Source organism: Imperialibacter sp. (genome assembly GCF_048007035.1).
In the GTDB taxonomy this organism is placed as follows: Bacteria; Bacteroidota; Bacteroidia; order Cytophagales; family Cyclobacteriaceae; genus Imperialibacter.
In genome coordinates this window covers 5,879,463-5,891,603 of the sequence record NZ_CP180355.1, presented here as the reverse complement: position 1 = coordinate 5,891,603, position 12,141 = coordinate 5,879,463, and the positions used below count along the sequence as shown (strand labels likewise).

Annotated in this window: 9 protein-coding genes; 2 read left to right on the top strand and 7 right to left on the bottom strand. The window is 47.5% G+C overall.

Going from position 1 to position 12,141, the window contains the following annotated elements:
* Positions 1–7: 7 nt before the first annotated feature.
* Both ACMVP2_RS25130 and ACMVP2_RS25125 read right to left on the bottom strand, forming a co-directional pair.
* Positions 8–2,446 (bottom strand): FtsX-like permease family protein, encoded by a 2,439-nt coding sequence (locus tag ACMVP2_RS25130; protein WP_416865610.1) that lies wholly within the window; start codon positions 2,444–2,446, stop codon positions 8–10.
* Positions 2,447–2,475: 29 nt separating this feature from the next.
* Positions 2,476–4,920 (bottom strand): FtsX-like permease family protein, encoded by a 2,445-nt coding sequence (locus ACMVP2_RS25125; protein WP_416865609.1) that lies wholly within the window; start codon positions 4,918–4,920, stop codon positions 2,476–2,478.
* Between the two features lie 265 nt (positions 4,921–5,185).
* On the opposite strand from ACMVP2_RS25125, the gene ACMVP2_RS25120 reads away from it, so the two are divergent.
* Together ACMVP2_RS25120 and ACMVP2_RS25115 are read left to right on the top strand one after the other, a co-directional pair.
* The gene (locus ACMVP2_RS25120; RefSeq protein WP_416865608.1) at positions 5,186–6,559 is read left to right on the top strand and encodes a sigma-54-dependent transcriptional regulator; all 1,374 of its coding nucleotides are present in this window, start codon (positions 5,186–5,188) and stop codon (positions 6,557–6,559) included.
* Positions 6,546–7,907: a sensor histidine kinase gene (locus tag ACMVP2_RS25115; protein ID WP_416865607.1), complete on the top strand. Its 1,362-nt coding sequence runs from the start codon at positions 6,546–6,548 to the stop codon at positions 7,905–7,907. Before ACMVP2_RS25120 ends, ACMVP2_RS25115 begins: the two co-directional genes overlap by 14 nt.
* Positions 7,908–7,919: 12 nt before the next feature.
* Here ACMVP2_RS25115 and ACMVP2_RS25110 read toward each other — a convergent pair whose 3' ends face one another.
* The 5 genes from ACMVP2_RS25110 to ACMVP2_RS25090 all read right to left on the bottom strand — a co-directional run bounded on the left by ACMVP2_RS25110 (position 7,920) and on the right by ACMVP2_RS25090 (position 11,591).
* Positions 7,920–8,300, bottom strand: a complete 381-nt coding sequence (locus tag ACMVP2_RS25110) for a hypothetical protein (RefSeq protein WP_416865606.1) — start codon at positions 8,298–8,300, stop codon at positions 7,920–7,922.
* Positions 8,301–8,465: 165 nt separating this feature from the next.
* Positions 8,466–9,173, bottom strand: a complete 708-nt coding sequence (locus ACMVP2_RS25105) for a YqjF family protein (protein WP_416865605.1) — start codon at positions 9,171–9,173, stop codon at positions 8,466–8,468.
* 220 nt (positions 9,174–9,393) lie between these two features.
* Complete coding sequence (locus tag ACMVP2_RS25100; protein ID WP_416865604.1) at positions 9,394–9,786, bottom strand: hypothetical protein; 393 nt, start codon at positions 9,784–9,786, stop codon at positions 9,394–9,396.
* 511 nt (positions 9,787–10,297) lie between these two features.
* Entirely contained in the window at positions 10,298–10,957 is a 660-nt protein-coding gene (locus ACMVP2_RS25095; RefSeq protein ID WP_416865603.1) for a hypothetical protein, read from the bottom strand.
* Between the two features lie 70 nt (positions 10,958–11,027).
* Positions 11,028–11,591 (bottom strand): Crp/Fnr family transcriptional regulator, encoded by a 564-nt coding sequence (locus tag ACMVP2_RS25090; protein WP_416865602.1) that lies wholly within the window; start codon positions 11,589–11,591, stop codon positions 11,028–11,030.
* Positions 11,592–12,141 lie beyond the last annotated feature (550 nt).

Below are 12,141 nucleotides of genomic sequence, written 5' to 3'. Positions count from 1 at the left end.
TTTTTTGTTATTCCGACCTCAGAGAGTCCACCGGATTGGAGCTGGCCGCCCTAAGCGCCCGATAGCCTGTGCTAATCAATGCGATGACCAAAGTGAGACCAAAGCCAGCAGCGAGGATCAGTAGGTTGAAATCCATGCGGTAGACGAAGTTCTGCAGCCAGTCGTTCATCAGCCAGAAGGCAACCGGACTGGAGATAGCGAAGGCGATGGCAAGCAAAAGCGTGGTCTCCTTGCTGAAAATAAACATGATTTGAGCTACGCTGGCGCCCAGCACCTTGCGCACACCAATCTCCTTCACTCGTTGGTTGGCCACAAAAGAAATAAGTCCGAAAAGGCCCAGAGCCCCTATGAAAATGGCCATCCCAGAGAAAATAGTGAACAACTTGCTAAGGTTCCTTTCCGATTGGTAGGCAGCACTGATATCGTCTTCTAAAAATGTATAGTCAAAAATAGCCTCAGGGTACACTTCCAGCCACGCTTTGTCAATTTCACTGATCGTATTTTCCATACCTGCCAAAGAGGATGCACTGGCATCCAGCTTGATATCAATGGCGAAAAAGCCAGGAGGATAATAAAGAAGTACCACGGGCTCCAGGTCACTGTGAAGACTTTGCACATGAAAGTCTTTCACCACACCCACAATTTCTTTCTCCCCACCCCAACCTGATTTTATGCTTTTGCCAATGGCATCTTGCGGACTCGAAATCCCGATGAATTTCAGTACCTGCTCGTTAACTACAATGCGTTTCAAAGAGTCGGACGGTCTGATGTTTCGGCCTGCAAGCAGCTCCAAATCAAAGAAATCAACATAGTGCTCGTCTACTACTTTATAATTGGCGCTATAGGATTCCGTCACTCCTCCATCGGGATAGCTGAAATCGCCACTGGCAGTATTTCGGTCAATTGGAGAGCCCATGCCGAATGTCACATCGGCCACCCCGCTAATGCTGTTAATCTTGTTACGAAGCTCCTCAATATCTTTTGGGTTGGGGTTGCTTAAATAGGTGGTAACAATTGCTTCTTTAGTGAAGCCCAGAGGCTGGTTTTCCATGTACCTGATCTGCAAAAACACAACCAGCGTGCCAATTATCAATGCCTGGCTGATAACAAACTGCACCACCACCAGCCCTCTTCTGACTGACAGTCCCCCCGCATGCCTTCCTGAAATATTGTTCTTTATGGCCAGAATCGGATTCATTCTTGACAGCACCAGCGACGGGTACAAACCTGCCATCAGCGAAACCAGCACCACTACTCCTCCAAGAAATAGTATTGCATTGGGGTGACTGCCGAGGTCAACGGAAAGGCGATAACCGAGAATATCCTGTAACTGTATAAGAAACACTTCGGCCACAGCCAGGGCTAAAAACCCTGCGAAAAGTGTGATGAGTAATGCTTCGGAATAAAACTGGAACACCAACTGTCCTTTATGGCTGCCCATCACTTTTCTGATGCCTATTTCTTTAGAGCGCCTTACAGCCTGAGCAGTGGCAAGGTTAGTGAAATTGATACAGGCAGTAATGATCAGAAATGCAGCAATGGCGACAAGGGCCCACAAACGATCCATGTCCACGGCACGGCCGGCATAATTCCCATAGTCAGCATTAAAGTGGATATCGGAAAGCGGCTGCAAATCGAAAGAGGTTCTCGAAACCTCGTCTTCTGAATGATGCTGACTCCAAACCTCCGAGATGGTTCTGAGTAAGTTACTTTTTACTGCCTGATCCTTTACAAGCACAAAGCAGTTGGTGGCGCTACTCATGCTGCTCCACGATTTGCCTTCGTTGTAATAGTCACTCACTTCCCCAATATTGTCATAGTGCATCAGCAGATGAAATGGAAAGTCGCTGGTTTTCGGCGGTGCCTTAAAGACGCCTCTAATGGTTAAACTAAGGCGGGCGTTGATCGAAATAACCTCCCCAATCACACTTTCCCAGTCATCACCCCTCACGTCAAAATATTTCCTGGCCCACTCGTCGGAAATAACCCCCGAGTTGGTCTCTTCTACCGCCTTAGCAAGGTCTCCGCTCAATGACGGAAAAGTGAAGATCTTGAAGAAAGAGGGCGTCACAAAGGCCATGTTCTCCTCTTCACTCAGCTTTTTGAGCTGTTTGTCGCCATCCCATGACGCTACTACACCTCCGTATTGATAATGCGCCATGGCCACTTCGTCAACGGACGGAGACTCTTCTCTTAATGCGCTGCCAAAGGGATGCGGCACATTGGTGGCATGATAGAGTTTGTTGGGCTCCTGAAACGAACGTGTTACCCGGTAAATCTGGTTATAGTTTTCATGATGTTTGTCAAAGCTAAGCTCATACGACACGATCGAATAAACCACCAGTGAACAGCCAATGCCCAGTGAGAGTCCCAAAATATTGAGAAACATATAACCAGGGTTTCTCCGGAAAGTGCGCAGCGTAGTAATGATATAATTTCTGATCATATCCTTGGCTTTTAAGAGGTGAAAAATGATTACTCTGACCTCAATGATTCGACAGGATTGACCCTGGCGGCGAGAAACGATCGGTAGCCAGTGCTTGCCAGTGCTATAACAAGAGATACGCTGATGGCCAATACAAAGAACACCGGACTAAATGGTGTGCTATAGGCAAAGTCATCGAGCCAACCCCGCATCACCCAGTAGGTAAGCGGCGCTGCAACCACAAAAGCCACACCCAGCAACACAACCACTTCTTTGCTGAAAATGAAGATGATTTCGCCCATGCTGGCACCCAGCACTTTACGAACGCCAATTTCTTTGACCCGCTGGTTGGCCAGGAAGGAGATCAAACCATAGAGCCCAAGGCCCCCAATGAAAATGGCGATACCTGAAAAAATAAGGAACAGCTGGCTGACGTTTTTCTCCGTTTGATAGCGGTCGGCAATCTGCTTGTCGAGGAAATCATAATCGAAGATGAAGTCCGGGTAGGTCTCGCTCCACACCTTGTCGACCTCAGCTACCAGGTTATCTATTTTTGCCACCGCATCACCTGTAGTGGAAAGCTTAACCCCCATTTCATAGAATGCACCAGGGTAGTAAATAATCATCGCAGGCCTCAGCTCAGAATGAAGGGAGAAAATGTGAAAGTCTTTGAGCACCCCTACCACCTCTTTGTTTCCGTTGAAGCCAGTTGTTAGCTTTTTGCCAATTGCTTCGGCTGGATTATCGATGCCCATGATGTGCATGACCTGCTCGTTGATGACAACCGCTTTAAGAGAATCGGATGGCCTGATGCTCCTGCCGGCTAAAAGTTGCAGACCGTAAAAATCGATATAGTTCTCGTCGGCTATTTTAAAATTAGCGCTGTACTGATCGGTAACGCCGCCATCAGGGTAGCTGAAATTAGAGTTCGAGTTGCTGCCGGCCAGCGGCGCACCCAGCGAGAATGTAACGTCCTCAATCCCACTCACACCCAGCAGCCTGTTTCGCATGGTCTCAAGTGTTTGAGGATGTTCCTGGTCAGGGATATATACATTGATGATGGCGTCCTTCTCAAATCCCAAAGGCTGGCTTTGTATAAAACGCATCTGCATCAACACTACAATGGTACCTATGATAAGGGCCTGACTGATGGCAAACTGAATGACTACCAATGCCCGGCGCAACGAAAGCCCCCCGGTGTGTCTGTCGGAAGTAATTTTATTTTTGATGGCCAGCACGGGATTCATTCTTGATAGTATCAGTGAGGGATAGAATCCGGCGAGCAGGGTGACAGCAAAAACCGCTGCGATAAGAAACGCCAGCATTTCTGTATTTGACAGCAAGTCAATCGACAACCTGTAACCCAGTATTTCTTCAAGTTGGATAAGAAACAACTCAGCAATAGCCAGGGAGATCAGCGCAGCAATGGCGGTAATGATAAAGGTTTCGCTGTAGAACTGAAGCAAAAGCTGCCCACGGTGGCCACCCATTACCTTACGGATGCCGATCTCTTTAGACCTTTTTACCGCCTGAGCCGTCGCCAGGTTAGTGAAATTGATGCAGGCTGTGATAATCAGAAACAAACCTACTACTCCCAGTGCCATGATCAGTCGCATGTCCATGGTGCGGTCGCCGTAGTTCTCATATTCGCCATTGAAGTGCACGTCGGACAGTGGCTGTAAACCAAACTCCAGCTCTTCAACAGCCTCTTCGTCGTAATACTTTTTAACGAACTCAGGAAAAGAAGCCAAGAGTTGCTCCTTATCGGTTTCGTTTTTAATGAGTACATAACAGTTGGTTGAGCTGCTGGTACTATTCCACCTCGTGCCATCCTCGTAGTAAGGATTCATGTCCTTGAGGTTGTGGTAGTGAATCATGAGTTTGAACGGGAAGTCGCTGTTTTTGGGAGGCGCCTTAAATATGCCTTTAATGGTGACCGACAACTTGGAATTAATCGTCAACCTTTTGCCAATAACACTTTCGACCGTCTCGTCTGTCAGGTCGAAATACTTCTTTGCCCACTCATCTGATATGACTGCCGAGTTGAGCTCTTCCACTCCCCTGGCAAGGTCACCCGACACTGACTCAAAAGTGAATACCTTAAAAAAATCAGGTATTACATACGCTATCCCAACATCCTCGCTGAGCCTTCTCAACTGCTGATCGCCTTCCCAGGAAGCTACAATGGCTCCATACTGGTAATCAACTCTGGCCACTTCATCAATGAAGGAATAGTCTTCACGCAGCGCCTTGCCCAACGGATGTGGTACTCCCGAACCATGTTCGATCTTGTCGGGCTGGTGATCGGCACGTGTAATCCTGTAGATGTGTTCAAAGTTCTCGTGGTGCTTATCATAGCTGAGCTCGTAGGTGATCACCCTGTAGATGACGAGGGAACAGCCAATGCCCAGGGCAAGGCCAAAAACGTTGAGCAGCATGTAGCTGATGTTTCTGCGGAAGCTTCTAATGGTGGTGATGAGATAGTTTCTGAACATGGTGCTAAAGTTAATAGTATGCCAGCCAGTTAAGAAAATGTTGTGCCATTAACTATAGGTTACTTATTGTCAGTCTGTTACGAATAGCGTATGAAAATATAGTTGGCTTAGGTGTTTGGTTTTGCTACAAAAAAGTGTTTGTTTTTGATACAGTATTAACGACTTAGCGTCTCAGAACCGAGATGCCTGCTTTCGCAGGCATGACGCTGCTTCGACGACGTTCTGGTGATTGAAGAACTGCGCATGGATTAAAAATCAACCAAATATGCCCCTCACCCCCAACAAAATACTCATTGTAGACGACGACCGGGATGTGCTTACCACAGCCCGGATGCTCCTCAAACATCACTATGAGGGGGTGAAAACGAGCGTGCACCCCAGCGAGGCCCTCGACCTGATGGAGCAGTTCAATCCAGACGTGGTGCTACTCGACATGAACTTTCAGCGGGGAGAAAACACTGGTGAAGAAGGGCTGCGGGCTTTGACGAATCTGCTGGCCAAAGACCCCTCTCTCAAGGTTATTCTGCTCACTGCCTATGGCGATATCAACCTGGCCGTGGAAGGCATGAAAGCCGGAGCCGCTGACTTTGTGGTGAAGCCGTGGTCGAATGAGAAACTACTGGCCACGATCCAGAATGCATTGAAGCTGAAAGCCGCCGAAAAAAATGCTGAGAAGTACAAAGCGATTAGCACCGACATCACCGAGAGCGGCAAGCTGCTGGAGGAAGAACTCATTGGTCACTCGCCTGCATTCAAACAAGTGCTTGCGACGATCAAAAAGGTAGCGCCGACGGACGCCAACGTGCTGCTGCTGGGAGAGAACGGCACCGGCAAAGATGTGATGGCCCGCTACCTGCACAGCCTCTCTACCCGTAACAACCAGGTGTTTTTCAGGGTAGACACGGGTTCTTTGCACGAAAAGCTGTTTGAGAGCGAATTGTTCGGCCACGTAAAAGGCGCCTTCACCGATGCCAAGGAAGACAAGCCCGGCAAGTTTGAACTCGCCGAAGGTGGTACGCTTTTTCTTGACGAAATCGGCAACCTCTCCCCTGCCTCGCAAGCCAAAATCCTGACTGCGCTACAGCAAAAAACCATTACCCGGCTGGGCTCCAACAAACCCATCCCTATCGACTTCCGGCTGATCAGCGCCACCAACCAGCCGTTGGCACAAATGGTTGCCGACGGGGAGTTTCGGCAAGACCTGCTCTTCCGTATCAATACCATTGAAATTACCCTGCCCACCCTGAGAGAAAGACGGGACGACGTCCTCCTACTGGCCAGTCATTTCATCAGCCATTTTGCCAAAAAATACAGGAAAGGAGCGCTACAGCTTTCTGATGTGGCAAACAAGCAGCTGACCGATCACCACTGGCCGGGCAATATCCGGGAGTTGATGCACACCATGGAGCGGGCCGTGATTATGGCCGAGGGTTCGACCATCAACTACTTTGACCTGAGCCCATCCAAAACAGCGGCTGCTGACTCGCCACCGGAAACGCTGAACTTGCAGGAAAACGAGCTGAAGCTGATCAACGAAGCACTCAAAAAACACCAGGGCAATGTGACCCGGGCAGCCCGTGAGTTGGGCATTGACCGGCTGGCCCTTTACCGCAGAATGGAGAAGTATGGTATTAAATAGATTCCTTCTGTGGCTCACCATCCGCACTGGCCTTGTACTGGCAACACTTGTGGCGATCGCCTATTCGTGGACGCAATTTGACCTGGTTTACACGCCGATAGTGCTCTTAGTCGTCCTCATCTTTCAAGTCAACGACCTGTGGCGGTTTATCCGGCGAACGAATGATAACCTCACCCGTTTTTTGCAGGCCATTGAAACCAGGGACTTTACGGTCGGTTTCCGTCAGGACAAAATTGACCCTTCGGAAAAACGCCTGCACAAGGCCTTTCACCTGATCCTCGACACGATACAGGAGTCGGAGCTTTCCCGTCAGGCGCAGTACTTGTACCTGCAAGGCATTGTGGAGCATATTCCCACGGGCATTATTGCGCTGAATGACAGAGAGCATATTGACCTGATCAATCCAGAGGCGCAAAGCCTGCTCGATATCCCCAACGTGGCTAACTGGAAAAACCTGAAAACGGAAAACTCCGAGGCGATGGCGCAGCTGCTGCAGCTCAGTCATGGTGAAAGTCGATTGCTGGAGATCACCATAAGTGGGAACAAGAAATACCTGAGTGTGTCGCTCTATGCTTTCAAGCTGATTGACAAAAGCATCAGGCTGTTTACTATCAAGGACATTGCCAACGAGATTGACCAGAAGGAGCTGGAGGCATGGATCAAGCTGACCAGGGTCCTCACCCACGAGATCATGAATTCGGTGACTCCCCTCCTGTCGCTGACGGAAACCATGATCATGGTGCTGAAGCAGCCCAATGGCAAAGCCAAAAAGGTGGCTGACCTGACGGACGAAACCATCAGCGACATGGTGGAGTCGCTCGAAACGATACAACTCCGCAGCAAGGGCTTGCTCCAGTTTGTGGAAGACTACCGCCGCTTTACGAGAGTGCCAGAACTACAACCGGCACCTATTGAGGTGAAAGGCATGATCAGCTCCATCAACCTGCTGATGGCATCAGAACTACAAAAAGCAGGCATTCAGGTGCAAATGCCGGAGCAAAGTACCGACCTGACCATTCAAGGTGACCGCAAGCTACTGGAGCAGGTGTTCATCAACCTGCTAACGAACGCCATCCATGCGCTAGATGGATGCGACGCCCCGCTCATTACCTGGCGCTTTGAACCGGGAGACCGCTGGGTGGACATTGCCATCAAAGACAACGGCAGCGGCATCGACCCCGACAAGCTGGAGCAAATCTTCATTCCTTTCTTCTCTACCAAAAAGGACGGCTCCGGCATAGGCCTTAGTCTCAGCCGGCAGATCATCTACCGCCACAAGGGCCGTATTCATGTGTATTCAGAAAAGGGAAAGTTTACGGAGATGGTGGTAAGGTTGCCGGTGGGGTGAATAAGCAAAAGGCTAAACGAAGTGGTAAAACCTTTTCTCTGATACAACGCATTTATCTTTCACGTCTAAGAGTTCGATCAGCTCATTTGGGCTGACGATCAGTTCAGAAATAACAATAGGCAATGCTTTTTTGGCATTAAGCATAATTGCAACATACTCCAGATCAAACGCAGCGCCTCTTCTGCGGATAATGTGTTTAAAATGCATGATTGTTTTGATCTCTTTTCTCTCAATCAACTGGCCTCTAACCGTTAGCCCGTGGTCAGGCTCAATCATAATGACCAAATTCTTTTCAGTTCTAAAGAATTTGACGAAGTTGACCCAGCCTGGAATTTGAAAAGAAAGGATGACTAATGCGCCGATCGTAAGGAGAACTGGCGTTAGATCGAACATAATATCTGATTGATACTCAAACGATACTTTCAAAAGATACAGGACAAAGAGTAGGTAAAAAAAAGGAGAACAATATAGAAGGATAGTGTGGAAATAGATCAAGCTTTCGAACAATTTGGCCTTCAGAATTCATTCTCATTCAAAGGTATTATGGTACCGATCCTCTTATATCGTCCTTTTATTCTCAACAGTTATTTCAGATCCTTCTGCAAGCATAACTGACGTTGGTTGGAGGTTGGAAAGTTCGCCAAATTCAGTTCCATAAACCAATCCGAAGTTGACGTCTATCTTGTATTCAGAAACTTCATAACAATCCCACCTTGGGTGAGTTACTTCATACTCAAGAGATGAATTCTTCCCGGCCTTTGTATATCCCCAGTAATGCTCAGTGATAAATTCAGATTCAGAACCCCGTGCAATAACTGTTGGATCAAGGGCTGCTTTTACCGAAAAGGAATTCCCTTCTCCGTTAAGAGACCAACAATATTTTACTGTTCTGCTATTTTCTTGCTCTCGCCATTCATGAGACATTTTCATTGTCTGGTAGTGCTCCTTATAAACTGCATTCGCTACAAAAGTCAGCGCTGGCTTAGGAACGATTTCCTTTATAAAAACTACTCCTCTTTTCCATTCGCCTTTGTCATTATATCTGACGTAGAATCTCAGATTTACCTCTTCGAAGTTACGATGAAATGGAATGGGTATTCCAAGTAGCCTGGTTTTCAAAAACATAAACCCGACAAGGCTGACATAACAGGTACCGTTCCACAAATCCAATTCAGTTTTGGGTGGGATATGTCTGGCCAATACTTTTGGATCGATTGCGTAATTCGCAATAGCCAGTTTTCTCCATTCTGCCTTGAGGAAGCTCATATGCGGTTGTGTAATGCTAGTTAAAGTCCAAGTAAGAATCGCAATTATGGTCTGTGTATCGACCCTTACATATTATGATCTTGTGGTGCGACATGTTAGCTTGCCATGTCGAATTCTGAATAATTACCTATCTCTTCTTGGATATCAATGCAACGGCTTTCAGTTCCTTGTCCTGTTGATTGCAAGTCAACTATTCTCCCACCATCGGCTTCCCATTCCATCAATTCGCTTCTCTAACCGGATGGCGGAACAAAATAATGCCAAAACATACAGCAAATGCTGCGTAAATGACCCCAACTGTCCAGATAAGGTAGGAAGCATTGGAATTTGACATCAGCACTTTCACCAGGGCCAGTCCGCCAATGAGAAAGTGAGTCATATTGGCTACGGCAACCGGCCGGTTGTATATCCCTCCTATCAGGCTGCCTTTGCTCATCCAGTTGAGCATGGCAAAGGCGAAGTACATGGCACCCAAAATTTGCATCAGCAAGAGGGAAGTCTCGCTCTCCTCCATACCGGCATAATTCAATAAGGCATCGGGCATAAAGGTCAGGGCAATACCGGCAGTCCCCAATATAACCGCTGCCAGTGTCATGATAATTTTGGTGTTCATATTTTTGTGCTGAGATAAAAGGCGGAATATACAGCACAAACGCCTATTCCACCATGGGTAAAGCACTTGTTTCGCAATGCCTGAAGAGTTTTGTTGGGGATAGCGAAGAAAATGAGATGAACACCCCTGTGAGTATCAATACAGAAAATAGGGCTGATTCTGTACGGTATTAGATCGGCTCCGAAATGAAAAGATTGCCGCAGCTGCGACTTAAATCCCGGACACAATGCGTAGGCATTTGCCGCAGCCTCGCAATGACGGTCACCTTTGGGGTTAGTTCCTACTAAATAGGAAGGTGGCAACACTCCCTGTCGCCCCTTCCTACGGGACTCATCAAGACGGGTATGGTGGCACTGAGGCAAACTTTATGGCTTAATGGGAATTGCAAAACCCCACAAGAGAGCTACCGTTGCTCAGTCCCGTATGGACGACACACCGGTAAGCTCACCATCTAACGTCTTTTTTTCGCCAAGTGCCGTAGGTACGACACATATCCTTACCAGCAAGCCCCCTACTTCGCCTGGAGTCTATGCTCCTTCATCAGCCTGTAAATCGAATAGATACCCGGTATCATGGGCAGAAAGGCGGTCCACATGCCCGAAAAGTAGTAGTTACCAGTTGTTTTGTAGTAGTAGTTGGGCATGTCGGCTACTTCCACTCCATGAATGGTTTGGGTAATGTCGCTCACATTGCCTGGCTCCAGGCTGGGCGTCAGCAACGGAAAGACATAGTGAGTGAATTCTGCCACACCTGGCCCGATAAAAATGAACCAGGCAATAAAGCCCGCCAGCGGCACCCGGTAATAAAGGCCCAGCGAAGTTAATGTGTAGACCGTCGGGCCCACAAGAGCAAAAACAAGCAAAAAGCTCCTTTCTGTCCAGGGGATTTCGAAAAGCCGACTCATGGCTGGCGCAAAGCCCGTTTCATACTCTTCAATGATGTGAATTTGCAGACCGGCCACGGTGAGCAAAAACAACGGCAAAATGATTTTTGGATCAGTAGGATTCTTAAGGTAGGTGAAATACCAAAACAGGAAGCCGACGAGGGCAGATCCTCCAACAATGATCACTGGTGGAAGCCCGATGTTGATATAGCCAATTGTTGGCATGACAATACAGAAGGTGATGACAATGACCTGGCTAAAAATTCTGGTTGATTTCGATGTTTGCATGGTTGTAAAAAGTTGGTTGATGCAAACTTTCGAAGAAAAGCTGAGCCGTCTTTTTACAAATGTTAAAAAATCACTTCTTGGCCCTGATACGGCTGAGAGTTACTTGTGTGACACCCAAATAGTTAGAAAGGTCGCCGAGGCTGATCCGCTGCAGGAGCTGCCCCTCATTCGCCACAAAGTGGTTGTAGCGGGCAGTAGCGTTATCTTCCAGCATTTCACTCACCCTTTTCATCATATTGGCCGCCGCCATGGACACCAGTTTCCTGAAAAAAGTCTCCACACAGTGGTGTTTGCCACAAAGCTGCTCCAGGTCAGGCTTGCTGATATAGGTAACCCTCGTTTTTTCCAATGCCAGCATTCCATAATTCGACGGCATTTCGGACACAAAGCTGTCGAGCACGGTAAGCATGGAATGCTCAGCGAAGAAGCGCATGACGAATTCTTTGTCTTCGCTGGTGAAGAATGTTTTGGTCAGTCCTTCGTCGACAAAGCACAGGTGGCGGCATACCTCTCCCCGTTTCAAAATGAAGTCATTTTTTTCAATCGTCCGGCTCTTTAGTTTCTCCAGCAAATCGTCGGACGCTTCCTTATCAAGTGGGCAAAGCCTGTTGCAAAAGCTTAAAAAATCGATCATAGCTGTTCCGATGTTTGTGCCGAGCGTCACCAGCTCAGGTTAGGGTATTCACCTTCCGGCATACATCAGGAATATAGCTATAAATAGGGAGACTTCGCATTGTTTTCACCGGCAAGCCAATGCCCACCCTTTATGGAAGTTAGCCAAACCCCATTCTAACCATAGCCAGCTGCCCATGCATGGGGGAAATTTGTAAAAAATAAAAGTCAAATGTGTATCTGTAGATTACTCCTGCCAGACAGATTGGTGTTGGCGGGCACAACAAAAGCGACCAGCAAATTTGGCCTTCTTTCCTCACTCCTCTTCAGTTTTTACAATCAACTAAAAGTGCTGAAAATCAGTTTAATACCTTCTAAATGTTTTTGACTATGAACGTTGATTTCCGTTATTTTGCAGCTACTATCTCGAAACCAACGGCTCAATTAATAACCTTTTCGAAGCTGTCTGGTTTATGAAATATCGTTAAAATTTTGTATTATATAGTGATCTTTTGACAAGGGTAAGCTATGACTTTTGATCAGAAGAGACTTCGATCTATCCGACCTTAGTT

Excerpts from the sequence above, each read along its gene's own strand:
- ACMVP2_RS25125 (WP_416865609.1), bottom strand. The coding sequence starts at position 4,920 with ATGTTCAGAAACTATCTCATCACCACCATTAGAAGCTTCCGCAGAAAC.
- ACMVP2_RS25095 (WP_416865603.1), bottom strand. The coding sequence starts at position 10,957 with ATGCAAACATCGAAATCAACCAGAATTTTTAGCCAGGTCATTGTCATC.
- ACMVP2_RS25130 (WP_416865610.1), bottom strand. The coding sequence starts at position 2,446 with ATGATCAGAAATTATATCATTACTACGCTGCGCACTTTCCGGAGAAAC.
- ACMVP2_RS25115 (WP_416865607.1), top strand. The coding sequence starts at position 6,546 with ATGGTATTAAATAGATTCCTTCTGTGGCTCACCATCCGCACTGGCCTT.
- ACMVP2_RS25090 (WP_416865602.1), bottom strand. The coding sequence starts at position 11,591 with ATGATCGATTTTTTAAGCTTTTGCAACAGGCTTTGCCCACTTGATAAG.
- ACMVP2_RS25120 (WP_416865608.1), top strand. The coding sequence starts at position 5,186 with ATGCCCCTCACCCCCAACAAAATACTCATTGTAGACGACGACCGGGAT.
- ACMVP2_RS25110 (WP_416865606.1), bottom strand. The coding sequence starts at position 8,300 with ATGTTCGATCTAACGCCAGTTCTCCTTACGATCGGCGCATTAGTCATC.
- ACMVP2_RS25105 (WP_416865605.1), bottom strand. The coding sequence starts at position 9,173 with ATGAGCTTCCTCAAGGCAGAATGGAGAAAACTGGCTATTGCGAATTAC.
- ACMVP2_RS25100 (WP_416865604.1), bottom strand. The coding sequence starts at position 9,786 with ATGAACACCAAAATTATCATGACACTGGCAGCGGTTATATTGGGGACT.